Below are 26,650 nucleotides of genomic sequence, written 5' to 3'. Positions count from 1 at the left end.
AGCGGCGCCACGGCCCTCCTCCACAGGAGAGCCGTCATCTGACAGGACAAAAGCCCGGAGGACCCTGTTCGTCGCGCCGCGCGCCGGACGGAAGGGTCTCGTCGTGTCTCCACTCGCCTTCGTCCTGGTCTTCGGCGCCGCCATCGCCCACGCGGGGTGGAACATCATCGCGCACGGCATCAGCCGGGCCGGAGCGCCGTTCCTGTGGTGGGGATCAGTCGGCAGCACGGTCGTGTGGATCGGCGCGGTGCCGTTCACCGGCGGTCTCGGGGCCGACGACCTGGGGTCGTTCGCCCTCGGCGTCGCCGTCTCGTCGGTGCTGCACGTCGGTTACATGGCGGTGCTCCAGCGCGGGTACCGGGAGGGCAACCTCTCCACCGTCTACGCGACGGCGCGGGGCACGGGCCCCTTCCTCTCGGTGATCGTGGCCGTGCTGCTGCTCGGCGAGCGTCCTTCGGCGGTCGCGCTCGTGGGCGTCGCCGCCGTGATCGTCGGCGTCGTCGCCATCGGACTCGTCGACCGGGGGAGAGGGGCGGGTTCTCGGCGGCTCGATCCCGGCATCGTCTTCGGGCTCCTCACCGGTGTCGCGATAGCCGTCTACACGATCTGGGACGCGCACGCGGTACGCACCTGGGGCCTCTCGCCGGTCGCGTTCATGGTCGGAACCACGCTGCTGCAGGTGCCGTTCTACTCGATCGCGGTGCGTCGGCGCTGGGGTGCGGTGTGGGCGCTCGGGCGCACGCAATGGCGCCGCATCCTGGCCTTCGGCATCCTGTCGCCGCTGTCGTACATCCTGGTGCTGACCGCGATCCAGATCGCACCGGTCGCGCTGGTGGCCCCCCTGCGCGAGGTCAGCGTGGTGCTGGTGAGCCTGTTCGGGGTGTTCGTGCTGCGGGAGTCGCGTCCCGCCTGGCGGATCGCGGCGTCGCTCGTCGTCGTCGCGGGGATCGTCCTGCTCGCGTGGTGATCAGCGGAAGCTGACGAGACCAGCGTGCGCGGCCGTCACGAGGATCTGCACGCGGTCGCGCAGGTGCCACTTGGACATCATGCGGCCGAGATGCGCCTTCACCGTACCCTCGGAGACGATCAGCGCCTTGGCGATCTCGGCGTTCGACATGCCCTGGGCGAGGCAGTGGAGCACCTCGACCTCGCGCTCGGTGAGCGGCTCGAGGGCGTCGGCGTCGGCCGCCACGGGCGTAGATTCGCGGACGTGCTTGATCAGCATCGAGGCGATCCGGGGAGAGAGGGAGCTGGCGCCGCTGTGCACTTCGCGGACGCCCGTGACGATGTCGTCGGCGCTGGAGTCCTTGAGCAGGTAGCCGGAGGCGCCGGCGCTGAGCATCGGAAGCACCGTGTCGCTGCCGTCGAGCGTCGTCACCGCGAGGACGCGGACGTGCGGCCAGCGCTCGGCGATCACGCCGGTGGCCTCGATGCCGTCCATCTCGGGCATCTGCACGTCCATCATCACCACATCGGGCTGCTCGCGTTCCACCGTGGCGATCGCTTCGAGGCCGTCCTCCGCCTGCGCGATCACGGTGATCTCCGGGTCACGCGACACGAAGTGCGACAGCGCCGAACGGACCAATGGATCATCGTCGACGATCACGACACGGATTTCCTGCATAGGGGGAAGCCTAACGGCGGGAGCGCTTCGATGACGTCATGTAGACCTTTGGCCAAAAACCTCTAGACGTGAGACAGATGTGCGCCGCGTTGTTCGCCGAGAAGATGAATACAGACATCGACGAACGACTACATAATGGAGGTGAACGTAATGACTTTCTGGCAGCAGGTTGGCAAGTTTTTTGGTCTCGTCCGCTAGCGTACCTGGCGAATAGGAGATAGTGAACCATGGCCTTCGACCAGTCCACCCGACGATCTGCGGATTCGTTCCGGTTGGGTCGGGGCGAGAAGCTCAGCGCGATCGAGCGGATCGTCGTCCTGGTCATCGTCTCCATCACCATCGCCACGGACGTCATAGGTTTTTTCACCACGCCGGGTGTGAACCCGGTCGCACTTTTGGTGAGCGTCGCATGTACCGCAGCGTTCGCCCTCTATCTCTGGAATCCACTCATCGCGACATGCGCCCTCGGCGTCGTGTTCGCGACATCATTCCTCGTGGGAACCGAGTCCCAGGTTCTGACCGCAGCCGCTGTCGCGGCCGGGCTGGTCATGAGGCTGGGATGGACCTCCCTGATCCTGTCGTACACCGGTGCGTTCCTCATCGCTGCAGCACTCGTCGCCAACGGCGATGCCGACACCGATGTGAACGTCGGTCTGTTCCTCATCTTCGCCACGGTGGCCGGAGCTGTCGGGTTCGCCCTGCGGCTCGCCTTCGCTCGGGGCAGTCGCCTCGAACGCGAACTCGAGGAGCGCGCGGAACAAGAACGTCAAGCAGTGCTCGCCGAGCGACGATGGATCGCCGGTGAGCTGCACGACAGCATCGCGCACCACCTCACGGTGGTGGCGCTGCACGTGCAGATGCTCGAAGACCCCGAGACCAGCACCGATTCGCAGGAAGCGATCCGTGTCGCCGCGCGCAAGGCGATGACCGATCTTCGCTTCGTGATCGAATTGGCGGACGACGGTCCGCAGTCGTCCAGTGTGCAGACGGGCGACCTCGCAGCGGCGATCGACGAGGCGCAGAGCGAGTTCGAATCCGCGGGTCACTCCGTGGCCCGCGACGGAGACCCCCGCGACGAGCGCATCCCGCGTGCCGTCGAGATCGTCCTCGCGCGCATCGTGCGCGAGTCCGCCACGAACATCCTCAAATACGCAGGACCCGGTGAGGTGCAGATCGACCTCGCCGTGGACGACGACGTCGCCCACCTCACGCTGCGCAGCCCGCTCCCGACGACGCCGCGCCGCGAGCTCTCCTCCAGTCGCACCGGCCTGGGAAGGATGGCGGAGCGCGTCATGGGCGCGAGCGGCGAGTTCAGCGCCGGCGAAGTCGAGGGATTCTGGGTCGTGTCGGCCCGACTTCCGGTCGTCTGATGCTCTAGAGTGTGTGAGCACCCCTTCCACGATCCGCGAGAACCTAGACGAAAGTCTAGAGAAGTCTCGACGTTCGACCCTGTGGAACGCGTTGCAGCCTCCCGTAATCTGAAGGCTCCCCAGATAAAGCGTCCCCAGCGCTGCGATCGCGGGCGCGGTCTTTCTGGCTTCTGAAACACCTTGCGCGCTCGCGATCGCCTTCTGCGTTAACGGCCGATTCTCCGGCCTCCCGACCGGTGCTCATGCACGTCCTGCTAGGCGCCGACGGCACGCATGAAATGGCCGTCGGTGGAGATCCCCGACGCGGCGACCGTGAAGCGCACGACCTCGCTCAGGTAGCGGTCCTCCGAGGCCTCGAAGATCCGCCCCTCCGCATCGCGCGACGTGCGTGTGAGGCGCAGGATAGGCGTGCCACGGGGCACGCGCAGCAGTGCGGCATCCTGATCGTCGGCGGCCACCGCATCGATGACGTGCTGCAGCGTGACGATCGGGTGTCCGACCGAGCCCAGGTACTCCGTGATCGAGACCTCGTCGAGGTTCACCTCGAACAGTCGTCGTCCCGCGACCTCCGTGTAGTGGAGGCGCTCCAGCATGGTCGGCCGGCCGTCGAGCAGGCGCAGCCTGACCACGCTCACGATGGTGTCGCTCGCGTCGACGCCGAGTGCTGCTCCCAGATCGCCGGCGCGCCGCAGGCTCAGCTCCTGCGTCTGTGCCCCCGGGGTGACGCCCAGCTCCCGAGCCCAGCGCGTGAACGGCACCGACACGTCGACGGCCTGATTGGCCTTGCGGGCGACCACGCGCGCCGGCCGCCCGCGGCTCGTCTCGATCAGGCCTTCGCCGCGCAGAGCGGCCAGGGCGTTGCGGATCGGACCGCGAGATGTGCGCCACTTCTCGGCGAGGTCCGCCTCGGTCGGGACGTCGTCGCCCGGGCGCAGGGTGCCCGCCGCGATCTGCGCGCGAAGGTCGTCCGCGATCTGGGTGTACACAGCTTCGGCCACATAGGTACATTACTTCGCCATCTCGGTGAGCGCGATCACGTTCGAGGAGTGTTCATCCAGGCGAATGCTCGGTAAACGAGCCCTGAACTCTTCCGAGTTAGGTACATATCTCGGCGTGGCACCTGAGAGAGTCTTCCGTGGATCACCCCTCACACCCTGAAAGGTCCTCATGAAGCTTCGCGCTCTTCCCGCCCTCGCCGGCGTCGCGCTCCTCGCCCTCGGCCTCGCCGCCTGTTCCGGCTCGGCCGACGCAGCCGGCACACCCGGTGCCGACGAGTCGTCCTCCGCCAGCGGATTCGCGGTCGACGAGAACACGCTCGTCTTCGGCGTCGTGCCCGACTCGGTCGACACCGAGACGAACTACCAGCCGCTCATGGACTACATCGCCGAGATCACCGGCAAGACGGTCGAGTACCACGAGTCGACCGACTACGCCGCACTCATCGAGGCCGCGGTCGCCGGCAAGGTCGACGTCGCGTCGTTCTCCGGATTCACCTACGTCACCGCCACCAACAACGGTGCCAAGCTCACCCCGATCTCCTCGATCGTGACCGAAGAGGGCCAGGAGCCGGGCTACTTCTCGCAGGCGATCGTCCCGGTCGGCAGCGACATCACGAGCATCGACGACTTCAAGGGCAAGAAGGTCTGCTTCGTGGACCCGTCGTCGACCTCGGGCTACCTGTTCCCGTCGTACAACCTGCTCAAGGCCGGCATCGACCCCAAGACCGACATCACCCCGGTGTTCGCCGGCAAGCACGATGTCAGCGTCACGAAGGTCGGCGAGGGTGTGGAGTGCGAGGCGGGCTTCGCCGAGGACTCCGAGGTCGAGAAGTCGGACAAGGTGAAGGTCGTCGACGAGACGATGGTGCCCGGTGCGCCGCTGGTCTACTCCTCCACGCTCCCGGACGACGTCTCGAAGAAGCTCATCGACGGCCTCGCCGAGATCACGATCGACGACATCATCGCCGCGGGCATCGACGGTGCCGACACCGACGCCTTCCGCAGCGTGTTCTACGCCACGAAGCCGGTCGACGACGCGTACTACGACCTGATCCGCGACATCTGCAAGGAGACCGAAGCGGAGCAGTGCAAGGCCTGAGCCCGGCCTGACCTTTCGCCTCACCCGGCGCCCTCCGTCTCGTCCGCCTCACCCCGGACGAGACGGAGGGCACCACCGCACGACTCACGACAACACAGGAGCTACGACATGACCGCCTCGGCATCCGACGCCCTCATCCGCCTCGACGGCGTGACGAAGACCTTCGGGACGACCACCGCGCTGAAGGATGCCTCGCTCGAGGTGTCCCGCGGAGAGATCGTCGTGCTCCTGGGCCTCTCCGGCTCGGGGAAGTCGACCCTGCTGCGCCACCTCGACGGCCTCGAGATCCCCACCGCGGGCTCCGTTGAGGTGCTGGGCGCCCAGGTCCCGTCGCTGAAGGGAAGGGCACTGCGCGACCTCCGCAGCCGTGTGGGGTTCATCTTCCAGCAGTTCGAGCTGGTTCCCTCTCTCACCGTGCTCGAGAACGTGCTCACCGGCTCTCTGTCGGGTGTGCGCGGGCCGCGTCTCGGTCTCTGGGGCTACTCGCGGGCGGCAAAGCTCACCGCGCTCGAGCACCTCGACCGCGTCGGGCTCCTCGACCGCGCCTACCAGCGCAGCGACACCCTCTCGGGTGGGCAGCAGCAGCGCGTGGCCATCGCCAGGGCCCTGATGCAGAAGCCCGACATCCTGCTCGCCGACGAGCCGGTCGCCTCGCTCGACCCGGAGTCGAGCGAGCAGGTCATGGCGCTGATCAGGGAGATCGCCGCCGACGAGGGACTCACGGTCGTGTGCAGCCTGCATCAGGTCGACCTCGCGATCTCCTGGGCCGACCGCATCGTGGGTCTGCGCCACGGCGAAGTGGTGCTGGACACCCCGACCGACGGTCTCACCAAGGCCGAGGTCATGGAGATCTACGGCCGCGTCGCCACCACGACCGCCGAGATCCGTGCCGTGGCCGAGGAGCTGGTCGAGGCGGCTGCGCAGGTGGCCGCATCATGACGGCCCTCGATTCCGCGACGGATGCCGCCACACGCGGCGGAGGCCCCGTGAGTCAGGGCGGCGGGCGCAGCGTCGCCGAGCGTGCCCCGAAGCGTCCGATCTCGCCGGAGCGGATCGCGGCATCCCTCACCCTGGTCGCCCTCGTGGTGCTCGGCATCCTCGCCGTCCGCGATGTCGACATCTCCCTCCCGGCGATGGTGCAGAGCTGGGGCAACGCCGAGAACTTCATGGCACGCGTCGGCGGTCTCACCTTCCCCGCCCCTGGCGACCTCGCCTGGCTGATCGCCCTCACCGTGGGACTCGTGCTCGTGGGCACGCTGCTCGCCGCCGTGCTGTCGGTGCCGATCGCCTACCTCGCCGCCGCCAACACCACGCCGGGCAACGGATGGCGCGCAGCCGCGCGGTTCATCGGCGTGCTCACCCGTGCGCTTCCCGACGTGGTGCTCGCGATGGCGTTCGTGCTGATGTTCTCGCTCGGCACCCTTCCCGGGATCCTCGCCATCGGCATCCACTCGATCGGCATGATCTCGAAGATGTTCGCCGATGCGATCGAGCAGATCGATGAAGGCCCCCGCCTCGCCATCCGTGCGGCGGGCGGCTCGAAGATGCAGGAGTTCACATCGGGCATCCTGCCGCAGGTGCTGCCCAGCTGGGTGGCCACCGTGCTGCACCGCAACGACATCAACCTGCGCGGCAGCGTGGTTCTCGGCTACGTCGGCGTCGCCGGTCTGGGCCTGGAGATGTCGTATGCGTTCAAGTCGCTCAACTACGGCAAGGGCCTCGGCATCGCCCTCGTGATCTTCATCCTGTGCGTCGCGATGGAGATCGTCTCGAGCATGGTCCGCGGCGCGATGCTCGGCGAGCAGAAGCACACCCGATCGTGGATCGACAGGATCCTGCATCCGCGTCTCGGCGCGAACGCCGCATCGGCACCCGACGCCCGCCCCGCCTGGGCGGCCAGCCCGGAGACCGCGGTGCGGCGGCCCTGGACCGCGCAGCGCGTGCGCCACACGATCGCCGGCGTCATCGCGGTGCTCGTGGTGATCGGCAGCGTCGTGGTCAGCCAGATCAACTGGATGGACCTCATCACGTTCTGGGCCAAGCTGCCAGAGGTGGCGGAGAAGTTCTGGCCGCCGTCGTTCGGCAACTACGACGCGAGCGCGATGTTCCAGGCGATGCGCGAGACCGTCGCGATCGCCCTCGCGGCCACCGTGCTCACCCTGCTCCCGTCGTTGCTGCTGGGTTCGCTCGCGGCACGCAACGTCGCCCCGAGCTCCGGTGCCCGTGGCACGGCACGTCTGCTGCTCGTCGGCATCCGGGGCATCCCGGAGCTGATCCTCGCGATCGTGCTCGTGGTCATCACGGGCCTCGGCGCACAGGCCGGCGTCATCGCCCTCGCGATCGGCGGAATCGGGCTGCTCGGCAAGCTCATCGCCGACTCGTTCGAAGAGGTCGATCGCGGGCCGGAGCGGGCGTTGCGGGCCGTGGGGGCGACACGACTGCAGACCTACACCTCGGCCACTGTGCCGCAGGGGATGCAGGCGCTCATCGGTCACAGCTTCTACATGCTCGACACGAACATCCGCGCGGCGACGATCCTCGGCATCGTCGGCGGCGGCGGCGTCGGCTACTACCTGCTCAACGCCAGCCAGGGCTCTCGCTACGAGACCGTGACGGCGATCGTGCTGATGATCCTCGCCACCGTGCTGGTGGTCGAAGGGCTCGCGATGTGGATGCGGAAGGTGTTCCGATGAATCGTCCTCTCGACACGGCGGACGTGGTCGTCGTCGGCTCCGGGATCGTCGGTCTCGGTGCGGCCTACGCAGCGGTCCGGCGCGGTCTGCGCGTGATCGTGGTCGACCGCACCGAGGCACCGGTCGGCGCCACGATCCGCAACTTCGGGCACCTCTGCATCGGGGCTCAGGGCGGGGAGGCCCGGCGGTACGCCGACATCTCGCGCGACCTGTGGCTGCGCCTCTCCCACGATGCGGGCTTCTGGCTGCGCGAGTCGGGCACGCTGGTCGCCGCCCGGCACGACGATGAGCTCGCCGTGCTGGAGGCCGCCTCCCGCGAGGGCGGGATCCGGATGCTGGATTCCACGGAGCTCCTGCGTCTCGCCCCGCTCCGTGCCGAGGGACTCATCGGCGGCGCGCACATCGAGACCGACCTGCAGACGGATCCGCGCACCGCGGCGGATGCCATCGTGCGTCACCTGGCTCGTCTGGGTGTCGAGTTCCGCTTCCGTACCGCCGTCACCGCGGTCGGAGACGGACGTGTCGAGACCACCCGCGGTCCGATCGCCTGCGGGAGCGTCGTCGTCGCCGTGAACCACGACATCGATCAGCTGCTCCCCGAGGTCGCCGAACGGCACGGGGTGGTCCGCTGCGCCCTGGACATGATGCGGGCGGCCGTGTCGTTCCGGCATCCGCTGGCGGCGCCGCTGCTCACCGGCTGGTCGCTCGTCCGCTACGGTCGGTTCTCCGACGGACTCGAGGCCGCCGTGCTGCGGGAGCGACTGCACACCGAGCGGCCCGACCTCGCCGCGATCGACCTCAACCAGATGTACACGCAGCTCCCCGACGGCACGCTCATCATCGGCGACTCGCACTCCACCGCCGTGGCCCCGGCGCCGTTCCAGCCCGAGGCCGCCTTCACCGCCTTCCTCAGCGAGGCGGAAACGCTGTTCGATGCGCCGGCGCCCCGCGTGATCGAGCGGTGGCAGGGCGTATACGCGAAGGGGCGGCAGGAGTTCCTGATCGACCGGACCGACGACGGTGTGCTGGTGCTCGCCGCCACGACCGGCATCGGGATGACCACAGGGCTGGGGCTCGCCGAAGAGAATCTCACCGCCGCCTTCGGGTGGGCGGCAGCAATGGAAGGAACATCATGACCACTCCTCTCGAACTCGTCGTCCTCGACATGGCGGGAACCACGGTGCTCGACGACGGCGTCGTGGAACAGGCGTTCCAGCGCGCCGCCGAGCGCACGGGCGTCGCGGACCGGATGCCGTGGGACGAGGCGCTCGACTACGTGCGTGTGACGATGGGGCAGTCGAAGATCGATGTCTTCACGCACCTCTCCGGTGGCGACGCCGAGTCGGCCGCACGGGCGACCGCCGCGTTCGAGGGCGCGTACGCCGAGATCGTCTCCGAGCAGGGAGTCTCCGAGGTCCCTGGCGCCGCCGACGCGATCCAGGGGCTGAAGGATGCCGGGTTGACGGTCGTGCTCACCACCGGCTTCGCCCCGGTGACCCGCGACGCCCTGATCGACGGTCTGGGCTGGGGCGATCTCGTCGACCTCGTCCTGTCGCCGATCGATGCCGGACGCGGGCGTCCCGCCCCGGACCTGGTGCTCACCGCGCTGCTGCGCACGCAGACCGCCTCTGTCCAGGCCGTCGCTGTCGCCGGCGACACCGTCAGCGACGTCGAGTCGGGCCGCCGAGCCGGTGCCGGATTCGTCGCGGGCGTGCTGACCGGTGCACACGATCGTCCGGCGCTGAGCGCCGCAGGGGCGGATGCCGTGCTGAGCGATGTGACCGCCTTGCGCGGCGTGCTCGTCCAGCGCGAACTGCTCCCGCTCGTCGCCACCTCCTGAGAGGCCCGACATGGGAACGCTGCTGATCCGTCCTCCCGGGCACCGGAGAGACGTCGCCCTGCGCCCGGCGGCGACCGCGATGGTCTGGATCGGCGAGGGCCATCCGCACGAGACGATCGCCGTGCCCGGGGTCGCGCTCGCCGACGGCGACGTGCTCGTGGCGGTCGAGATGTCGACGATCTGCGGTTCCGATGTGCACACCGTGCAGGGCCGTCGATCCGCGCCGACGCCGCTCGTGCTCGGACACGAGAGCGTCGGGCGGGTGATCGCGACCGGCGACGCCGGAGCGCTCACCGTCGACGGCACTCCGCTGCGGATCGGCGACCGGGTGGTCTGGTCGGTCACGGTGTCGTGCGGGTGCTGCGACCGCTGCCTGCAGGGCATGCCGCAGAAATGCCGCGACCTGGGGAAGTACGGACACGACCGCGTCGGCGCGCACGGCGATCTCACCGGAGCCTTCGCGAGTCATGTGCAGCTGCGGGAGGGGACGGCCATCGTGCGCGTGCCGGAGGCGCTCCCCGCCTCGGTGCTCGCCCCCGCGTCGTGCGCCACGGCGACCGCCTGGGCGGCGGTGGCGAGGGCCGCCAAGGACCGCGACCTGGACGGGGCCGCCGTGCGGATTCACGGGGCCGGACTTGTCGGGCTGTCGGCTGCGGCCATCGCAGCCGAGCAGGGCGCGACCGTCGAGGTGCTCGACCCCAATCCGGATCGACGTGCGCTCGCCGCACGCTTCGGCGCGACGGGTCTCGCCCGTGAACCCGACGTGGTGATCGAGGCCTCGGGGCATGCTGTGGCCGAGGCACTCGCGGGTGTCGCGGTCGGGGGAACGGTCGTGCTCGTCGGGAGCGTGTTCCCCGCCGACCCGGTGCCGTTCGATGCCGAGAGCATCGTGCGACGGCTGGTCACGGTCGCCGGTGTCCACAACTACACCGGTGCCGAGCTGGCCGATGCCGTGGCCTTCCTCGCCGGACGGGGGCGGGCCTACCCGTTCGCGGATGCGGTCGGCGCGGTGCGCGGGCTGTTCGAGATCGACGCGGCTCTGGCGGCAGCCGCCGGCCCGGGCGCGCCCCTGCGGATCGGGCTCATCCCGGGGCAGTGACGCCCGGATCGCCGACGCTACTCGTCGGCGTCCTGACCGCGCAGGGGCCCGAGCGGGCGGAGCCCCTCGGAATGGAAGGCGAGCAGGCGAACGGCGGCGGTGACGGTCGCGGCCAGGACCTCTTCCGGGTCGCCGACCAGAGCGAGCCTCCGATGACCCGTATCGTCAGCGGTGGCCCAGCCCAGGTAGACCGTCCCCGCGGGGTGACCCCCCTGCGGCTCGGGGCCTCCGACGCCCGTGGTCGACACGGCGATGTCGGCGTCGAAGAGGCGCCGTGCCCCCGCGGCGAGCTGTTCTGCGCACGAGGCGGAGCAGGGATCGGTCCCCGGTGTCAGCCCGAGCACCCGCTCCTTGACGTCGGTCCGGTAGGCGACGACGCCGCCGGCGAACCAGTCCGAGGCCGCGTCGCCGGAGCCGATGGTGTGCGCGAGCAGGCCGGCGGTGAGCGACTCCGCCACCCCGACCCGCAGCGGTCGCTCGGCGGCCAGCTCACTCAGTCGCGCGATGTGGCTGCGCATGCCGGGGCCGCCGCTCGCGCCGTCTGTCTCGGTGTCGTTCGCGTCGTCCGTCTCGGTGTCCGGATCGGCTGTGGGGTCGTCGTGCAGGGTCACCGTGAGATGCTCTCCACCGTCTTGCCGGTCGTCGCCGCGGAGAGCGAACGGGCGATGTCCGCCTGACTGACGATCCCGACCAGCCGCCGATCGGCGATCACCGGCAGGCGTCGCACCTGGTTCTCCTGCATCCGATCGAGGGCCACACGGATGTCGTCGTCGGCGTCGACAGTGACGGGCCTGCCCTTCGCGAGTGCGGACGCCGGCGTCGTCTCCGGGTCCATCCCGAGGGCGATCGCTCCGACGACGATGTCGCGGTCGGTGAGCATGCCCTTCAGCTTGCTGTCCTCGCCGCAGATCGGCAGGGCGCCGACATCCAGATCCGCCATGACGGACGCGGCGATGCGCAGCGAATCGTTCACCCCGATGCACCGCGGACTCGGCGTCATCAGATCGCGGGTGGTGGTCATCGCTCTTCGCTCTCGTCATAGTCGGGGCGAGGAGGCTGGAGCGGCTGGTCGGAGTATTCGCCGCCCGCGCGGCCTCCGTACGGGCGACCGTGATCGGCGAACTCATCCCGCGCGAACACGAGAGTCCACGGACCGGCCGTGAAGTGCGCTCCCGTGCGCAGTGTCTCGGAGTCCTCATCGACATGGGTCGCGTCCACACCCAGGCTCGCGTTCGTCTCGCCCTCGCCGTGCATGGTCAACACATACTCGTCGCGGTCGTCGTGCGTGATCGTGGCATGCACGGGGTCGGTGTCGGCGAGGCGCAGCTCGTTGCCGTCGGCCGAGCCGATGCGCACCACGTCGTCTTCCAGGGCGAATTCGGTGCGTTCGTCGTCCCGCGTGATGCGCAGCCGCGGGTTTCCCGCGCCCCACTGGGCGTGGGTGGTCGTCGGCGTGTAGCCCTCGTCGGGACGGTCGTCGATGTGTCGGTCGTTCATGGCATTGCCCTTCTCGAGTTCGAGTGACCCCGAGGCTAGGCTCCGGTCGATGTCTCGCCGAGGGGGTTGACTTCGGTGTATCGAGTCGGCATCGGGCACACCTGCCCGTGAGGGCGGCATCCGGCGGAGGAGTGCGCGACAATGGATCGAAGCCGTCGTCTCGGCCAGGCAGCGACCAAGGAGCACCACCAATGGGAAAGTTCGTCTACGAAGGCGGCGTGAAGACCGAGATCGAGGACCGCGCCCTCACCCACCTGCAACTCGTCATCACCGCGAAGCTGCGGCGCGGCGAGCCGTTCCCGTTCAGCTGGCGCGAAGATGCGAGCGTGGGCGGCGGGCGCACGACCGTCTGGATCCAGCCCGGGAGCTCGCTCGTCTTCAAGTACTTCGGCAGCCGTCAGCCTTCGATCAACCGCGCGTGGATCGAGGCGCTGGCGTTCACGGCGAACGCTCCGAGCGGTCTGTACCTGGTTCCCGAACCGGCTGAGGCCGGCGACGAGCCCGGTGCCGGAGAGGTTCCGGTCACGCCCCCGCTCTGACCTCCGGGGCTCTCCTCGAGCCCACGCACCTCATCGAGACCCACCGGCGCGGAGCATCCGTCGGTGGGTCTCGGCGTTGCGCCCCGGACATCGACGGCACCCTGGCGAACGGCGAGATCTGTCAACCCCCTGACGAAGGACGGGACGATCGGGGAGGGTTGCTCCGACGACGACACGTCCGACGAGACGAGGAGGATCGGCCATGACCGACGACACCACCGACCCACGGCACGCGCACCGCGAGGAGGGTTTCCCCGCACAGCACCAGGACCAGCCGGGACTGACCGAGGAGACCAGGCCCGAACCGGACCACGGCGAGCGGACCTACGTCGGCCACGGCCGCCTGGACGGACGCCGCGCCCTCATCACCGGCGGAGACTCGGGCATCGGGCGGGCCGTGGCGATCGCCTTCGCACGCGAGGGTGCGGACATCGCGATCGCGCACATGCCCGAGGAGCAGGACGACGCGGAGGACACCCTCGCCCTGGTCCGCGAGGCGGGACGCACCGGAGTGGGCTTCGCCGGTGACCTGCGGGACGAGGCGTTCGCGACCGAGATCGTGGCGGGGACGCGGAGTGCGCTCGGCGGACTCGATGTGCTCGTGCTCAATGCCGGCTACCAGCACGACATCGACGGCTTCGAGAACCTGGAGACGGAGCGGATGCGCCGGGTGTTCGACACCAACCTCGCGGGAATGCTGTTCTCGGCACGGGCGGCCTACCCCCGGCTCGAGCCTGGAGCGAGCATCATCGTGACCGCGTCCGTCCAGGCCTACAACCCGTCGCCGGGATTGATCGACTACGCCATGACGAAGGCGGCGCAGGTGGCGTTCGTGAAGGCGCTCGCGGAGGAGGCAGGAACCAGGGGCATCCGGGTCAACGCCGTCGCGCCCGGGCCGATCTGGACGCCGCTGATCCCGGCGACCGGGTGGGACGCCGAGCGGCTGGCGACCTTCGGAGACGACACCCCGCTGGGCCGGGCGGGACAGCCGGCAGAACTGGCCGGGGCGTACGTGTACCTGGCATCGTCCGAGTCGTCGTACACCTCCGGATCGGTCATCGCGGTCACGGGCGGCAAGGCTCTCTGATCTGCGTCGAGGCGGCGGTCCGGCCGGGGGCCGCCGCCTAAGCTTGTCTGGTGCAGAAGCCCGCCGCGTCCAGTCCCCTCGTGGGGGTCGCGCTCGTCATCGGCTCCTGCCTCTCGCTCCCTTTCGGGGCCGCGGTCGCGGCCCAGCTCTTCCCCGTGCTCGGGCCGTGGGGCGTGACCTCGCTGCGCGTCGCGATCGCCGCGATCCTGCTCGTCGTCATCGTGCGCCCGCGACCGCGGAAGTGGACCCGCCCGCAGTGGCTCGCCGCGGTGCTCTTCGGTGTCTCGCTCGCCGCGATGAACGGCTTCTTCTACGCCGCGATCGATCGCATCCCGCTGGGCCCCGCCGTCGCGATCGAGTTCCTCGGTCCGCTCGTGCTCGCCGCCGTGCTCACCCGCAAGCTCGCGGACTTCGCCTGGGTCGGGGTCGCCCTGCTCGGCATGGTCGTCCTGGGCATCGACGGCATGATCGGCGCCGAGCCGCTCGATCCGCTCGGGGTCGTGTTCATCCTCATCGCCGCCGGCTTCTGGGTGATGTACATCCGGATGAGCGCCCGTGTCGGCGCGCTGATCCCCGGGAGCAGCGGACTGGCGATGGGCCTCGTGGTCGCGGCCGTGCTCCTCATCCCGGTCGGTATCCCCGCCGCATCGACGGTCGCGATGGACCCGCAGCTCCTGCTGCTCGCGGCGATCACCGCGGTGCTGTCGTCGGTGATCCCCTACAGCTTCGAACTCGCGGCGTTGCGCCGTCTGCCGCAGCGGGTGTTCGGGGTGCTGCTGAGCCTCGAACCCGCGTTCGCGACCCTCGCCGGGTGGCTCATCCTCGGGCAGGACGCGACACCGCTGCGGATGCTCGCCGTCGGGCTCGTGATCGCCGCGAGCGTCGGCACCACGCTCGGCGTACGGAGGGACCGTCGCGACGGCGGCCCCTCCGGCCCCTTCACCGCGCCGATACCGCTGCCCGACTGACCGCGGGCGTCGGCAGCGGGAACCGCCGCCGCAGGATGACACGCTGCACGAGCGTCCACACCACGGTGACCGTGAGATACAGCGCGGCAGCGAGCGGGACGAACGCGGCGAAGACGGCGGTGAGGTAGTGCATCGCCGAGACGACGCGCAGCATGGCGGGGGAGTTCAGCGGAGAATCGTCGCCCTCCACCGGTGCCGGACGGAAGACGCGACGGGTGATCTCGGCGACGACGATCATCACCGCCAGCAGCGCGCCGAAGACGAGGAACGTGGCAGGGGTCGCCGTGCCGCCGAAGAGCGCCGACACCAGGCTCGTCCCGAGCGGCGCACCGAACAGGTCGTGTGCGAGCAGTTCGTTCGGGTGCCCCGCGATCTCCGGTCGGAGGAACAGCGTGTAGAGGATGCCGACGACCGGGGCCTGTGCCAGCACGGGAAGCATCCCGGCGAACGGCGACGTGTTCTCGGCCTTGTACAGCGCCAGCGTCTCCTTCTGCAAGCGCTCGGGTTCTTCTTGTGGCGGCGCTGCAGCTCACGCAGCTTCGGGGCGAGGCGCGCCCTGGTCTGCTCGGCCTTGGCCTGGGAGATGCCGACGGGAATGAGCAGCGCCCGCACCAGCAGAGTGACGAGGACCACCGCGAGGGCGGCCGCCGAGGCACCGGCGAGGGGGGTGAGGAGGTCGGAGAGCCCGGTCAGGGCGCCATAGGCGGCGTCGAGGAGGGCGGCGAGAGGGGGGAAGGCGAAGATGTCCATGCGGGTGTCCGTTCGTGGCGTCGGGAAGGGTCGGCGAAAGCCGCGTGGTCCCGTCGTGTGAACGGACTACGCGGCGGTCGCGACTCCCGGCGCCCGAGGGCGCGGATGCCCCGCGGCATCGGGATCGCTCTGCGTGAGGAGGGTGCCGACGTCGATGGCCCGCAGCGGATGCGGGGCGTCGGCTGTGGCCCCGGGGCGCACGCTCAGCACGATGGCGAGCGTGAGGGCGGTCACGGCGAGCAGCGCGATCGCGAGGCCGAGAGCCGCCGCGTCGGGCATCGAGACGAGACCGAGCGCGGTCGCGACGAAGCTCAGCATCTGCCCGAACCACTCGCTCATGTGCGCGCTCCTCCCTGCGACGAGGGTATCACCGGGGTCTGCGCTTCGCCCCGGCTTCGAATCGCGCGAAGCGTCGCATCGGCGGCTCGAATGCAACCGTTCGCGCGATCCGAACGGAGACGATACCTGCGCCGCGGGCGTAACGTCGAAGCATGAGTGACCTGCGCGCCCTGCTCGGCATCGATCATCCGATCATCCTCGGCCCCTTCGGCGGGCTCTCCTCGACGGCGCTCACCGCGGCCGTGAGCGATGCGGGCGGACTGGGATCGTTCGGCTTGTACGGCTACGACGGCGATCGCATCCGCGCGACCGGGGCCGAGCTGCGTTCCCTGACCGATCGACTGTTCGCGGTGAACATCTGGCTGCCCAGAGGCGATGAGGTCGAACCGAACCCGCAGCACACGGTGTTCGCGCAGGCACTTGAGCCCTTCTACGAAGCCGTGGGGGTCGAGGTTCCCGGAAGACCCGAGCGCTATACGCCCTCCCTCGATGAGCAGCTCGACGCCATCTGGGAGATCGACCCCGCGGTGCTGAGCGTGGTGTTCGGGGTGCCCTCCGACGCGCTGGTGGAGGAGGCCCGACGTCGCGGCGTCCGGATCGTCGGCACGGCGACAACGGTGGCGGAGGCGGTCGCGCTCGCCGCAGCAGGAGTGGATGCCGTGGTCGCCACCGGCGCGGAGGCCGCCGGTCATCGGGTGTCGTTCCTGCGCCCTGCCGAGGAGTCGCTCGTCGGGACGTTCGCCCTGATCCCGCAGGTCGTCGATGCGGTCGACGTGCCCGTGATCGCCGCGGGAGGCATCGCCGACCGGCGCGGTGCGGCCGCGGCGTTCGCTCTGGGCGCCACCGGTGTGCAGGTCGGTACGGCCTTCCTCGCGACGGCGGAGTCGGCGGCGAACCAGGCGCACCGTGACGCGATCCGCTCGACCGCCGCCGACGAGACCGTGCTCACGCGCGCGATGAGCGGACGCCTCGCCCGGGGTGCGCGCAACCGCGTGGTGCGGGCGATCGAGGCGAGCGGCACGATCGCGCCGTTCCCGATGCAGAACTGGCTCACCGGACGTTTTCGCACGGCGGCCGGCGAGCAGAACCTGGGCGCGTTGCAGTCGCTGTGGATGGGGCAGGCCGCGCCGCTCGTGCGCCATGGCGTCGCCGCGGACGTGTTCGCCGAACTGCTCGCGGGGGTTCCGGGGGCTCCTTGACGCTCGCTGACGCTCGCTCTGCGGCGTTCCGGTCGCAGTTCCTGCCGCGCTGACGGCCTCGGAGCGACAGGAAGTGCGACCGGAACCCTCGCGAGCCAGACGCTGCTCCACGAGCCAGACGCTGCTCTAGAGGATGACGGTGGACTTTCCGTGCACGATCACGCGGTCCTCGGCGTGCCACTGCACGGCGCGGGCGAGCACCAGGCGCTCGACGTCGGCACCGCGGCTCTGCAGCTCGGCCGCCGACTCGGAGTGGGTCACGCGCGTGACATCCTGCTCGATGATCGGTCCCTCGTCGAGGTCGGCGGTCGCGTAGTGCGCGGTCGCGCCGATGAGCTTGACGCCGCGATCCTTGGCGCGCGCATACGGGTTCGCCCCGATGAACGCGGGCAGGAACGAGTGATGGATGTTGATCACCGGGGCTTCGAGACGGGTGATGAAGTCGTCGGTGAGGATCTGCATGTAGCGGGCGAGCACGACCAGGTCGACGTTGCCACGCAGCAGTTCGAGCTGTCGCTCCTCCATCGCGGACTTGTCGCCGGAGGGGATGTGCACGAACGGCACCCCGAACGAGCGGACGGCCTCCGCCAGGTCGGGGTGGTTGGAGACGACCATCGTGATGTCGATGTCGAGCTGTCCCCGCTGGGTGCGCCAGAGCAGCTCCATCAGGCAGTGATCGTACTTCGAGACGAAGATCGCGACGCGCTTGCGACGGGCCACGTCATGCAGCGACCACTCCATGCGGAAGCGCTCGGCGACGACCGCGATGTCGGCCTCCAGTGCGGGACGCGCGGCCGCCAGCCCGTCGAGGTGGATGACCGTGCGCTGGAAGAAGCGGCCCCCCTCGGAGTCGGTCGAGTGCTGATCGAGCGAGATGATGTTCGCCCCGTGCTGCGCGAGCACGCCGGCCACGGCGGCGACGATGCCGGGCTGGTCGTCGCAGGCGATGAGCAGGCGGGCGGTATCGGGCTGAGACATGGGGGCTCCTCGAGGGTGTGCATCGATTCTGCCGTGGATGCGCCGAGCGGGCGAATCGCGAAAGATCACCCGCAGCGCGTCACCCGCGAGGCGGCGGGCTCACCTACCCTGAGAGCATGGAAGCGAGCGACCTCGGTCTGGTGCTGATCCCCCTGCTGGCGGTCGCCGCGCCGTTGCTCGCGCGTGGTGTGCGACCCGTGGTGCGGGTGCCCATCGTCGTGTTCGAGCTCGTGCTCGGCATCCTCGTCGGCCCGGCCGTGCTCGGCTGGGTCGAGCCGGGACCGCTGCTCGAGAAGCTCAGCGACTTCGGCCTGGCGCTGCTGTTCTTCGTCGCCGGAACCGAGATCGACTTCAAGATGGTCGCGGGCAAGCCGCTGGCGCGCGCATCGCTCGGGTGGCTGCTCAGCGTCCTGCTGGGCATCGGGCTGGGGTTCTTCTTCGCGCCGGGGGAGGGCATGGTGGTGATCGGCATCGCGCTGAGCTCGACCGCGTTGGGCACGCTGATGCCCATCCTGCGCGATGCCCGCGAGCTCGACACCCCCTTCGGCCGTGCGATCAGCGCGATCGGCGCGGTCGGCGAGTTCCTGCCGCTCATCGCGATCTCGATCTTCCTGAGCACGCGGACGACGCCGATCGCCACCGTGATCCTCTTGACCTTCGTCGTGCTCGCCGGTCTCGCCGTGCTTCTCGCCAATCGTGTGCCGCATGGACGGCTGCACCGCATCGTGCGCGCCACGCTGCACACCTCCGACCAGTTCGGCGTACGCTTCGTGATCCTCCTCATCGCCGCGCTCGTCGGCCTCAGCGTCATGCTCGACCTCGACATGCTGCTCGGCGCCTTCGTGGCAGGTGCGATCTGGCGCATCATCATGGCGCGCGCCCCGAAGAAGGACGCGGAAGAGGTCGAGAGCAAGATCGAGGCGATCGCCTTCGGTTTCCTCGTGCCGATCTTCTTCCTCTACACCGGCGTCACCTTCGACCTGCAGGCGCTGCTCACCTCGTCGTCCGCGCTCGCAATGGTGCCGATCTTCCTGGTCGCCCTGCTGGTGATCCGTGGATCGGCGGCGCAGCTCTCTGTTCCGCACGGTGCGAGCGTGCGCGATCGGGCGGCCCTCGGGCTCCTCGCCGCGACCGGCCTGCCGATCATCGTCGCGGTGACGGCCATCGGTGTCGACCAGAAGATGCTCGACACCGGCACGGCCGCGGCGCTGGTCGGGGCCGGCATGCTGTCGGTGCTGCTGTATCCGCTCATCGGCATGACGCTCCGCGGCGATCGCGCCGAGGTCGTCGGGCCGACGCACGCCGCCGAATCCACGCAGGGAGAACTGTGACCACCGCATCCGCCCTCCTGACCCAGGCCGTGAAGGACCTGAAGGACGCTCCGAAGGAGGGCCTCGGCGAGCAGCGCGACTCCCGGTGGCGCGGGCGTCGCATCGTGCGGGTCGGCGCGGCCTGGCACCTGGGCGTGCTGCTGCTGACCGATACGCATGCGCTGGCCACGAATGAAGTGTTGCGCGCCGCCGACCCCGGTCGCCGCGGCTACACGGCCGAGTCGGCGAGGGAGCGCGCCGAGCGCCGTGCCGAGGCCCTGCGCGGCGGCTTCGACGAGGGCGACGTGGTGCACGTGGGGTGGAGCGTGATCGACGTCGATGCGGTGGATGCCGGCGGTTCCTCGGGTCCGCTCGCCCTCATCGATGCGGTCCCCTCCGTGCTGTGGAGCACCGCCGGTGGATTCATGCCGCTGGAGGCATACCTGCGCGAGCGCGTGGCGCTGCTGCGCGACTCCGCGTCGAGCTGACGCCGGCGAAGCGACTCCGGCGAAGCGACTCCGGCGGACCGACTCAGGCGAAGGTCTCGGCGAAGCGGCGCAGGAGTGCTGCGCCCTCGGTGACGAATGCGGCGAGCACCTGCTGCTGCACCGCGTCGAACTCGTCGGGGTCGAAGTAGCCGGTGGTGCGGTAGAAGGTCATCCGGTCGGCGAAGTCGCGAGGCGTGGGCTCGGGGTGGAACTGCGCCGCATACAGGTGCGTGCCCACGCGGTAGGCCTGCACAGGGCAGACCTCGTTCGTCGCCAGCAGCACCGCACCGGGAGGCACGTTCGCTGCGCTCTCCTTATGCGCGGTGAACACGGTGAGGGCGGAGCCGCTGGGACCGAAAACCGGGTCGAGCGCGCCCTCGGGGGTCGTCTCGATCACGGTGGCGCTCGCGGGCTCGGGGGTGTCGGTCACGACGTCTCCACCGAGCATGCGGGTGACGACTCCGATGCTGAAACAGGTGAAGAACACCGCGATCTCCGCCGCCATCGCCGCATCGGCGAGAGTCCGCAGATCGGCTTCGACGCGCATCTGCTCCGGAGTCTTCACGGCGTCGGAGACGTTGAAGGGCGAGCCGCCGACCACGACGCCGCGGTAGCCGCGCAGGCGCTCGATGTGCAACGGCGTCTGCAGCAGGTCGAGCCGGTCCACCACGTCCACGCCCAGCGCCCGCCGGAACGAAGCGTGCTCGGCATCCGCCGCCCCGATCTCGGGACGCACGCAGATGTAGAGAAGCGAGGCCATCAGGAGATTCTAACGAGCGTGCGGCGGTCGGCCGTCGCGGTCGTCAGCGCGAGGAGTTTGCCGTGCGGCCGCGGACGATGCCCACGAACGTCTCGACATCGGGTGTGGTGCGCTCGCGGGGCCAGGCCAGGGCCACGGTCGAGGTCGGTCCGTCCGTGAGGATGCGGTGGTCGGCGTCCTTGCGGTGGTGCTTGCGGGCGAGCGACATCGGGACGATCACGATGCCGACTCCGGATGCTGCGGTCGCGATCGCGTCATCGGTGGGGAGCGCCGCGAACGTCGCCGGGAGTGCGCCCGGGAGATCGAGGGGACCGAGCACATCGTCGGTCAGCGCGATCACGATCTCACCCTCCAGGTCTGCCGCCGTGAGGTCATCGGCCGCCATCAGATGCGAGTCCGCCGCGGCGACCACGACGGGGAGCTCGTCGTAGAGCGGGATGATGTGCAACGACTCGTCCAGGAGGGGCAGGCGCACCAGGGCGGCATCGAGATCGTCCAGCGCTGCCCGCGAGGACGCCGCCTCGATCTCCACGAGTTCGAGCGGAACGTGCGGCATCCGCTGCTTCCACGCATCGACCCACTTGCCGGGCGTCGCGCCGGGCACCGCGCCCAGACGGAAGGTGCGCGGTGCCTCGGGTTCGGGCTGCGGAGAGTCGAAGACCACCTTGGTGGTCTTCTTCTTCGGCTTCTGCGGGGGGAAGCGCTCGGCAGGAGCGGCCTTGTTCCGGCGAACCGGCGTGCCGCGGCTTGCGCCCTTCGCGGGCCGTCTTCCCTGATTCGCCATGGGGACCAGGCTACTCGGCGAGCGGCCCCGGCACCTCCGGTGACGCAGCGGGGGTCGCGGCCGCGAGCTTGCGCTGCGCCCGGCGGATGAGTCCCGTGGCGCCGCCGACGAGCAGCAGCACCCCCGCGGTCAGCAGCAGGATCGTGATGATCGTGGGCGGGGTCAGAGCCAGGAGCGCGTCCGCGACCGCTTCGCGTCGGGTTTCGTCGGCGAGCGCCCAGAGGGCACCTCCCGCGATGGCGGCGAACAGGAGCCCCCAGATGATGGCGGCCCAACGGGTGCGGGGCGGGGTGGTCGTCTCGGTGATCGTCGGCGTGCTCATCACTGGTCTTCCTTCGCGGGCTCGATGACGATGACGGCGATCTCGCCGCTCGACTGATGGACGGTGACCGGCTGGACCGTGGTCGTCGAGGCGTTCTCCGCGGCGATCTTCTCCGACACGGACGAGCGTCCGTCGCGTTCCTCGACGGGCCAGACGCCGCTGTCGACGATCCCGCCTCTCTCCTCATCCTGCCGCGTCCAGGAGACGGTGGCCGTATCGACGGTGGCCCGCAGATCGAGCTCCACTCCCGGCTGCACGTAGATGAAGGTGTTCCCGGAACCCTTGTCCACGACGATCGACCGGGGGCTGTCGTCGTGCGGGTTCAGCGTGACGTACACATCTCCGAAGGGCTGGCGCACATGAGCGGGCGCGTTGTTGCCGATCGAGGCATAGCCGAGTGTGACGCCGGGGAAGGCCGAGAATGCACCGGCCACCAGTCCGCCCACCAGCGTGAGCACTGTCGCGAAGGCCAGGAAGCCGCTCCGCCGACGGAACGCCCCGGCGACGATCATCCCGAGGGCGAGGATGAGGGCGGCGGCGAGCAGGCCCAGTGCCCCGCCGAGGGCTTCCCCACCGGCGACGAGACCGACGGCGGCACCCGTGATGATGGCGAGGCCGATCATGGTCGCGGCGAAGGCGAAGCCCGCTCGCGGGTTCGATGCGCGGCGGATGCGGCGGCGCTCGGCCGCCTCCGCGGCGAACACGGCGGCCTCAGCCTGTCGCTCCCGGCGCAGCTGGTCGCGGGCGGCCCGTTCGACATCCTGCTGCTGGCGCCGCCACGCTTGATCCTGTTCCTTCCAGGCGGCATGCTGGGCGCGCCACGCCTCGAGGGCGAGAGGGTCCTGGGATCCGGGCGGCAGCGGGGCCGGCGGCGCCGGCGGGGTCAGCCCGAGCCCGGCATCCGGCGCGGCGGGCTCCGTCACGGTGTCGGCAGCGGGGAGCGCCTGCGTGGAGAGAGTGGCGTCCGCCCCCTCGGCGGTACCCGAACCGTCGAGGGGAGCGGACGCGGCCGGGGCCGTCTGATCTGTGGAAGCCATCGGCAGATCGGACGCGGAAGCACCCGGGGTGCGGCTGGCCGCGCGCACGATCAGGAAGAGCAGACCGGCGACGAGCACCAGCCCGAGGATCCAGCTGATGAGGGACAGAGCGGACCAGCCGTCGTATCCGAGCCCGAACAGGCGGCCGGCGAGGGGCGCGGTCGGGAACAGGCCGATGACGGCCATCGCCAGGATGCCCCACTGCACGGGCTGGTAATCGCGGCGCAGGAGGTCGCGCACATGCACACGTCCGTCGATGTCGGGCAGCAGTGCCCAGGCGGCGGCGTAGAGGAAGATCACCGGCAGTCCGAACAGGGCCGCGACCACGAGCACACCCCGCACGATCAGCGGGTCGATGCGGAGGCGGGCGGCGATGCCGGCGGCGACACCGCCGAGCCAGCCCTCGGAACGGGCGACGCCGAGACCGGCGACCCAGAGCAGGAAGCGATCGGCACCGCGCGGGATGTCGGTGCCCGGAGCGCCGACGGCCGGAGCGGCGGGGTCGGCGGGGGGTGGGGGCGCAGTCGGAATCGTCATGCTTCGATCCTGGCGGCGACAGCGGGATTGCTGCCATGGGGGGAACCCCTGAACGGACCCTGATTCCGGGCAGGGGAGCCCCCGGAGCACACGTGCGGGTGATTGGATTGCCACATGTCCTCTTCGGCGCACGTTCCCGCGCGACCCCCGCGTGCCGCGGCACCGCCGCGCCCGCCGTTGACGCGCGATCGCGACTGCCTGGTCGCCGGCGTCAGCACCGGGCTCGCGCGTCATCTCGGCGTGCGGGTGTGGACCGTGCGGGCACTGTTCATCGCCCTCACCCTGTGCGGCGGCGCAGGAGTGCTCCTCTACGCCTGGTGCTGGATGTTCACGCCGTGGGAGGAGGGGGAGGGCGCGCCGACGAGGCGGATGCCGGTGGCCTGGCTGCTGCTCACTCCCGCGGCCGTGGGGATGCTCGTCGTGCTGGTCTGGCGCGGGGGCAGCGACTGGTTGAGCGGATCGATCCCGCCGGACCTCGCCGCGCTGGTCGTGGGCGGTACGGCGGCGTTTGCGACGGGTGCCGGGCTCTGGGCCACGCTGGTCGACCGCACGGACACGGCTCGAGGACCCCGGCACAGCATGAGCATCCGGATCCTCTCGATCCTGCTGCTGGCTCTGCTGTTCACGATCCTGCTGTCCTGGCCGATCGCTCGATCCGGCGTGGCACTCGTGCTCCTTCCTCTGGCCGGACTCGCGGCCGTGGTGTCGTCGACGTTGATCCCCCGATGGCGCGAGCTCTCGGGTGAACGCGTGCGCCGCATCCGCGAGGAGCAGCGCAGCCAGATGGCCGCGCACCTGCACGACTCGGTGCTGCAGACGCTGGCGCTGATCCAGAACGGCGCTGATCCAGAACAGGGCGGGGGCCTCCAGCGAGGCCGCACGCCTCGCCAGGGCGCAGGAGCGCGAGCTGCGCGCGTGGCTGTACGACGGGGACGCCCCGGCCGACAGCGACCTTCCGACAGACCTGCGCGACTATGCGGGAGCTCTCGAGCTCGACTATCCGGTGCGCATCGACGTGGTCTCGGCCGGACTGTCGACCGAACGTGCGAGCGGGGAGCTCGCGGCGGCCGCCAGGGAGGCGATCCTGAACGCAGCCCGTCATGCGGGTGGCGAGATCTCGGTGTACATCGAGGGGAGCGCTTCGGGCGTCGACGTGTTCATCCGTGACCGAGGTGCAGGGTTCCGCCTCGACGACGTGCCCAGCGATCGGCTGGGCGTGCGGGAGTCGATCATCGGGCGCATGCGGCGTGCGGGTGGCAGCGGAGCGGTCCGCAGCGACGAGAACGGCACCGAGGTGCACCTGCGGATCATGACGGGCCCGCTCCAGGATCGCCCGGCCGCGCGGCCGGCACCCGCTCGGGAGGAACAACGTGGCTGACAGCATCCGGGTCGTGATCGTCGACGACCACTCGATCTTCCGCTCCGGCCTGCGTGCCGATCTCGACGCGGGCGTCGACGTGGTCGGCGAAGCGGCCGACGTGCCCTCCGCCATCACCGTGATCGGCGCGACACGGCCGGATGTCGTTCTTCTCGACGTGCATCTCCCGGGCGGAAGCGGCGACGATGCGGCCGGCGGCGAAGCCGTGATCCGCGGTTCGGCACCCACCGGCGCACGGTTCCTCGCGCTGAGCGTCTCGGATGCGGCGGCCGACGTGGTGCGGGTGATCCGTGCGGGGGCCAGGGGCTACATCACCAAGGGCTCGTCCGGCATCGAGGTCAGCAGCGCGGTGCGGGCGGTGGCCGAGGGAGACGCCGTGTTCTCGCCGCGACTCGCCGGCTTCGTGCTGGACGCGTTCGGGGCGGTCTCCGGAGAGACCGCCACCGCGACCGACGAGCTCGACCGGCTCTCGGCGCGCGAGCAGGAGGTCATGCGCCTCATCGCCCGCGGGTACGCCTACAAGGAGGTGGCGTCGGAGCTGTTCATCTCGATCAAGACGGTCGAGACGCACGTGTCATCGGTGCTGCGGAAGCTGCAGCTGTCGTCGCGGCACGAACTCACCGCATGGGCGTCGGAGCGGCGCCTGCTGTAGTCGTGGCGCAGAACCGGCTTGTGCGTCGCTCCGATTCGCGAGACTCTGGCCTTGAACGAACCGGGCGCCGAGCCATCGGCAGCACAGCGGGACGGAGCGAAAATGAGTGCAGGAAGAGCATTCGGAGCGATCGGGGCCGTCTCGTTGCTGGCTTTCGCCTTCGCATTCGCCTCGCCGCCACGGCAGGCTTCGGCCGCCGAGATCGGGGACGTGTTCACTTCGATCACGATCTCGCCGGTGCTGGGAACGCCGTGGCAGCAGACGAGTGATCCCACGTCGATTCCCGATGGATCGCTCGTCGATGTGTCGTTCGCCTTCACCCTCCCCGACGAGGCCACAGCCGGCGACACCGCCACCATGACGTTCCGGAGCTCTGGAGGCGTCACGACGTCGGTCGCCGACCTGGCGCCCTTCCCCATCCTTTCCGCGGACGGTGAGACGATCGCCATCGGCACCGGGGCAGGCGACACCGTGACGGTGACGTTCGCCGCGTACGTGGACACGCATACCGCCGTCAGCGGTTCCGGGACGTTTCAAGCCAGGGTGAGCGCCTCGGCCGCCGCAGCGACGCCGTCGGCCTTCGGCATCCCCATCGCGGTGTCCAGTGGCGAGTTTCCTGCAACGGTGAGGATCTATCGCATCACCGACGTCAGTACCGAGGCCGTAGGCGTACATGGAACGGTGCTCGACGACACATCCCTCGAGTGGAGGTACTTCAGCGCTATTCCGCTGTACAACCTCGATCTCGCCCTGATGGATGGTGCCAGCGTCGTGGATTGCGCGGCGCTGCATCTCGAATACCGCGACGCCGCGTGGACGCCGGGAGATCCGTATCCGAGCGACGCGCAGTTCGGTGCGCCGGTCGGTATCCCGACCGCGAGTTGCACGCCCGTGTCGGGGGGACTCGATTCGGCCACGCAGGTCGTCAGCGTCGTGCCGGAAGCACAGGTGCCGGCCGGAACGCTCCGCGAGTTCCGGCTCATCGCCGGCATCACTTCGGATGAACAGCCCGAGTTCCAGGCGGTGCTAGCGACGAGCGATGCGGGGTCCACGCAGACCGTCTCGTTCGTCGGGTTCGCGGAACGTCAGACCGCACGCGGCGTCGGGCAGGGAACACTCATCCCGCTCCCGCCGGAGCCTGACCCGGACACGTCGGATGGCGGTACATCGCAAGCCGACACGCTGGCGGACAGTGGACTGTCGCCGAGCGCGCTACCGGGACTCGGCGTGGTACTGGTCACGCTCGGTGTTCTGGCGATCACCGGCTCACGCCGGTTCCGGCATCTGGAAAGGCAGCAGTAA

29 protein-coding genes and 1 pseudogene are annotated in these 26,650 nt (G+C 69.8%); 18 read left to right on the top strand and 12 right to left on the bottom strand.

Annotation, left to right across the window (positions count from 1 at the left end; all coding sequences use genetic code 11):
* The first annotated feature begins 103 nt into the window (after positions 1-103).
* A complete protein-coding gene (locus MST3598_RS14705; protein ID WP_029259975.1) occupies positions 104-967 on the top strand; it encodes an EamA family transporter in 864 nt (287 codons plus the stop codon).
* On the opposite strand, the gene MST3598_RS14700 is transcribed toward MST3598_RS14705, so the two are convergent.
* Positions 968-1,624, bottom strand: a complete 657-nt coding sequence (locus MST3598_RS14700) for a response regulator (RefSeq protein WP_021201215.1) — start codon at positions 1,622-1,624, stop codon at positions 968-970.
* Positions 1,625-1,851: 227 nt separating this feature from the next.
* Here MST3598_RS14700 and MST3598_RS14695 point away from each other — a divergent pair, with 227 nt between their 5' ends.
* The gene (locus tag MST3598_RS14695; RefSeq protein WP_021201214.1) at positions 1,852-2,994 is read left to right on the top strand and encodes a sensor histidine kinase; all 1,143 of its coding nucleotides are present in this window, start codon (positions 1,852-1,854) and stop codon (positions 2,992-2,994) included.
* Positions 2,995-3,248: 254 nt separating this feature from the next.
* Here the strand turns inward: MST3598_RS14695 and MST3598_RS14690 are convergent, their stop codons facing one another.
* Entirely contained in the window at positions 3,249-3,992 is a 744-nt protein-coding gene (locus MST3598_RS14690; RefSeq protein WP_029259976.1) for a GntR family transcriptional regulator, read from the bottom strand.
* 169 nt (positions 3,993-4,161) lie between these two features.
* Between MST3598_RS14690 and MST3598_RS14685 the strand changes: the two genes are divergently transcribed.
* The 6 genes from MST3598_RS14685 (at position 4,162) to MST3598_RS14660 (ending at position 10,723) form a co-directional block, all read left to right on the top strand.
* Complete coding sequence (locus MST3598_RS14685; RefSeq protein ID WP_029259977.1) at positions 4,162-5,091, top strand: phosphate/phosphite/phosphonate ABC transporter substrate-binding protein; 930 nt, start codon at positions 4,162-4,164, stop codon at positions 5,089-5,091.
* A gap of 108 nt (positions 5,092-5,199) precedes the next feature.
* The gene (gene phnC, locus MST3598_RS14680) at positions 5,200-6,030 is read left to right on the top strand and encodes a phosphonate ABC transporter ATP-binding protein (RefSeq protein WP_029259978.1); all 831 of its coding nucleotides are present in this window, start codon (positions 5,200-5,202) and stop codon (positions 6,028-6,030) included.
* Positions 6,027-7,784 (top strand): phosphonate ABC transporter, permease protein PhnE, encoded by a 1,758-nt coding sequence (gene phnE, locus MST3598_RS14675; RefSeq protein WP_029259979.1) that lies wholly within the window; start codon positions 6,027-6,029, stop codon positions 7,782-7,784. The genes phnC and phnE overlap by 4 nt, the downstream gene beginning before the upstream one ends.
* A complete protein-coding gene (locus tag MST3598_RS14670) occupies positions 7,781-8,920 on the top strand; it encodes a TIGR03364 family FAD-dependent oxidoreductase (RefSeq protein ID WP_029259980.1) in 1,140 nt (379 codons plus the stop codon). Before phnE ends, MST3598_RS14670 begins: the two co-directional genes overlap by 4 nt.
* Positions 8,917-9,624, top strand: a complete 708-nt coding sequence (locus MST3598_RS14665) for a phosphonatase-like hydrolase (protein ID WP_021201208.1) — start codon at positions 8,917-8,919, stop codon at positions 9,622-9,624. The genes MST3598_RS14670 and MST3598_RS14665 overlap by 4 nt, the downstream gene beginning before the upstream one ends.
* Positions 9,625-9,634: 10 nt before the next feature.
* Positions 9,635-10,723: an alcohol dehydrogenase catalytic domain-containing protein gene (locus MST3598_RS14660; RefSeq protein ID WP_029259982.1), complete on the top strand. Its 1,089-nt coding sequence runs from the start codon at positions 9,635-9,637 to the stop codon at positions 10,721-10,723.
* A 17-nt stretch (positions 10,724-10,740) separates the two neighbouring features.
* Here MST3598_RS14660 and MST3598_RS14655 read toward each other — a convergent pair whose 3' ends face one another.
* Genes MST3598_RS14655 through MST3598_RS14645 form a run of 3 tightly spaced genes read right to left on the bottom strand, consistent with a single transcriptional unit; the run spans position 10,741 to position 12,220 of the window.
* Positions 10,741-11,334, bottom strand: coding sequence for a CinA family protein (locus MST3598_RS14655; protein WP_231494480.1), 594 nt, complete (start codon positions 11,332-11,334; stop codon positions 10,741-10,743).
* Positions 11,331-11,744: a CBS domain-containing protein gene (locus tag MST3598_RS14650; protein WP_021201205.1), complete on the bottom strand. Its 414-nt coding sequence runs from the start codon at positions 11,742-11,744 to the stop codon at positions 11,331-11,333. Before MST3598_RS14650 ends, MST3598_RS14655 begins: the two co-directional genes overlap by 4 nt.
* Positions 11,741-12,220 (bottom strand): hypothetical protein, encoded by a 480-nt coding sequence (locus MST3598_RS14645; RefSeq protein ID WP_021201204.1) that lies wholly within the window; start codon positions 12,218-12,220, stop codon positions 11,741-11,743. The genes MST3598_RS14650 and MST3598_RS14645 overlap by 4 nt, the downstream gene beginning before the upstream one ends.
* Before the next feature lie 191 nt (positions 12,221-12,411).
* Here MST3598_RS14645 and MST3598_RS14640 point away from each other — a divergent pair, with 191 nt between their 5' ends.
* The 3 genes from MST3598_RS14640 to MST3598_RS14630 all read left to right on the top strand — a co-directional run bounded on the left by MST3598_RS14640 (position 12,412) and on the right by MST3598_RS14630 (position 14,814).
* Positions 12,412-12,759: a DUF7882 family protein gene (locus tag MST3598_RS14640; protein WP_021201203.1), complete on the top strand. Its 348-nt coding sequence runs from the start codon at positions 12,412-12,414 to the stop codon at positions 12,757-12,759.
* Between the two features lie 202 nt (positions 12,760-12,961).
* Complete coding sequence (locus MST3598_RS14635; RefSeq protein ID WP_029259984.1) at positions 12,962-13,846, top strand: SDR family oxidoreductase; 885 nt, start codon at positions 12,962-12,964, stop codon at positions 13,844-13,846.
* Positions 13,847-13,896: 50 nt separating this feature from the next.
* Positions 13,897-14,814: an EamA family transporter gene (locus MST3598_RS14630; protein WP_029259985.1), complete on the top strand. Its 918-nt coding sequence runs from the start codon at positions 13,897-13,899 to the stop codon at positions 14,812-14,814.
* Here MST3598_RS14630 and MST3598_RS14625 read toward each other — a convergent pair.
* Positions 14,786-15,564, bottom strand: a pseudogene (locus MST3598_RS14625) (YidC/Oxa1 family membrane protein insertase). The gene MST3598_RS14630 and the pseudogene MST3598_RS14625 sit on opposite strands and share 29 nt — an antisense overlap.
* Before the next feature lie 66 nt (positions 15,565-15,630).
* On the bottom strand, positions 15,631-15,903 hold the full coding sequence (locus MST3598_RS14620) for a DUF6412 domain-containing protein (RefSeq protein ID WP_029259987.1): 273 nt from the start codon (positions 15,901-15,903) through the stop codon (positions 15,631-15,633).
* Positions 15,904-16,055: 152 nt separating this feature from the next.
* Between MST3598_RS14620 and MST3598_RS14615 the strand changes: the two genes are divergently transcribed.
* Positions 16,056-17,102 (top strand): NAD(P)H-dependent flavin oxidoreductase, encoded by a 1,047-nt coding sequence (locus tag MST3598_RS14615; RefSeq protein WP_029259988.1) that lies wholly within the window; start codon positions 16,056-16,058, stop codon positions 17,100-17,102.
* Positions 17,103-17,228: 126 nt separating this feature from the next.
* On the opposite strand, the gene purU is transcribed toward MST3598_RS14615, so the two are convergent.
* Entirely contained in the window at positions 17,229-18,080 is an 852-nt protein-coding gene (gene purU / locus MST3598_RS14610) for a formyltetrahydrofolate deformylase (protein ID WP_021201197.1), read from the bottom strand.
* A 116-nt stretch (positions 18,081-18,196) separates the two neighbouring features.
* Here purU and MST3598_RS14605 point away from each other — a divergent pair, with 116 nt between their 5' ends.
* Together MST3598_RS14605 and MST3598_RS14600 are read left to right on the top strand one after the other, a co-directional pair.
* Positions 18,197-19,411, top strand: coding sequence for a cation:proton antiporter (locus MST3598_RS14605; protein ID WP_029259989.1), 1,215 nt, complete (start codon positions 18,197-18,199; stop codon positions 19,409-19,411).
* A complete protein-coding gene (locus MST3598_RS14600; protein ID WP_029259990.1) occupies positions 19,408-19,878 on the top strand; it encodes a hypothetical protein in 471 nt (156 codons plus the stop codon). The genes MST3598_RS14605 and MST3598_RS14600 overlap by 4 nt, the downstream gene beginning before the upstream one ends.
* Positions 19,879-19,921: 43 nt before the next feature.
* On the opposite strand, the gene MST3598_RS14595 is transcribed toward MST3598_RS14600, so the two are convergent.
* From MST3598_RS14595 to MST3598_RS14580, 4 genes are read right to left on the bottom strand one after another with little or no spacing between them, the layout of a single operon-like run.
* Positions 19,922-20,638: a glutamine amidotransferase-related protein gene (locus MST3598_RS14595; protein ID WP_029259991.1), complete on the bottom strand. Its 717-nt coding sequence runs from the start codon at positions 20,636-20,638 to the stop codon at positions 19,922-19,924.
* Positions 20,639-20,681: 43 nt separating this feature from the next.
* Positions 20,682-21,422, bottom strand: coding sequence for a LysR family transcriptional regulator substrate-binding protein (locus MST3598_RS14590; RefSeq protein ID WP_036271716.1), 741 nt, complete (start codon positions 21,420-21,422; stop codon positions 20,682-20,684).
* Positions 21,423-21,432: 10 nt separating this feature from the next.
* Positions 21,433-21,744, bottom strand: a complete 312-nt coding sequence (locus MST3598_RS14585) for a hypothetical protein (protein ID WP_029259993.1) — start codon at positions 21,742-21,744, stop codon at positions 21,433-21,435.
* A complete protein-coding gene (locus MST3598_RS14580) occupies positions 21,744-23,318 on the bottom strand; it encodes a PspC domain-containing protein (protein ID WP_029259994.1) in 1,575 nt (524 codons plus the stop codon). The genes MST3598_RS14585 and MST3598_RS14580 overlap by 1 nt, the downstream gene beginning before the upstream one ends.
* 114 nt (positions 23,319-23,432) lie before the next feature.
* On the opposite strand from MST3598_RS14580, the gene MST3598_RS14575 reads away from it, so the two are divergent.
* From MST3598_RS14575 to MST3598_RS14565, 4 genes are all read left to right on the top strand, one after another.
* Positions 23,433-24,485 (top strand): PspC domain-containing protein, encoded by a 1,053-nt coding sequence (locus tag MST3598_RS14575; RefSeq protein WP_231924888.1) that lies wholly within the window; start codon positions 23,433-23,435, stop codon positions 24,483-24,485.
* Complete coding sequence (locus MST3598_RS18705) at positions 24,472-24,696, top strand: hypothetical protein (RefSeq protein WP_231924887.1); 225 nt, start codon at positions 24,472-24,474, stop codon at positions 24,694-24,696. The genes MST3598_RS14575 and MST3598_RS18705 overlap by 14 nt, the downstream gene beginning before the upstream one ends.
* Positions 24,689-25,348: a LuxR C-terminal-related transcriptional regulator gene (locus MST3598_RS14570; RefSeq protein WP_029259996.1), complete on the top strand. Its 660-nt coding sequence runs from the start codon at positions 24,689-24,691 to the stop codon at positions 25,346-25,348. The genes MST3598_RS18705 and MST3598_RS14570 overlap by 8 nt, the downstream gene beginning before the upstream one ends.
* A 102-nt stretch (positions 25,349-25,450) precedes the next feature.
* Entirely contained in the window at positions 25,451-26,650 is a 1,200-nt protein-coding gene (locus MST3598_RS14565) for an Ig-like domain-containing protein (RefSeq protein ID WP_029259997.1), read from the top strand.

The organism is Microbacterium sp. TPU 3598, assembly GCF_002356155.1.
Taxonomy (GTDB): domain Bacteria; phylum Actinomycetota; class Actinomycetes; order Actinomycetales; family Microbacteriaceae; genus Microbacterium; species Microbacterium maritypicum_A.
This window is presented reverse-complemented; position numbering and strand designations above follow the sequence as displayed.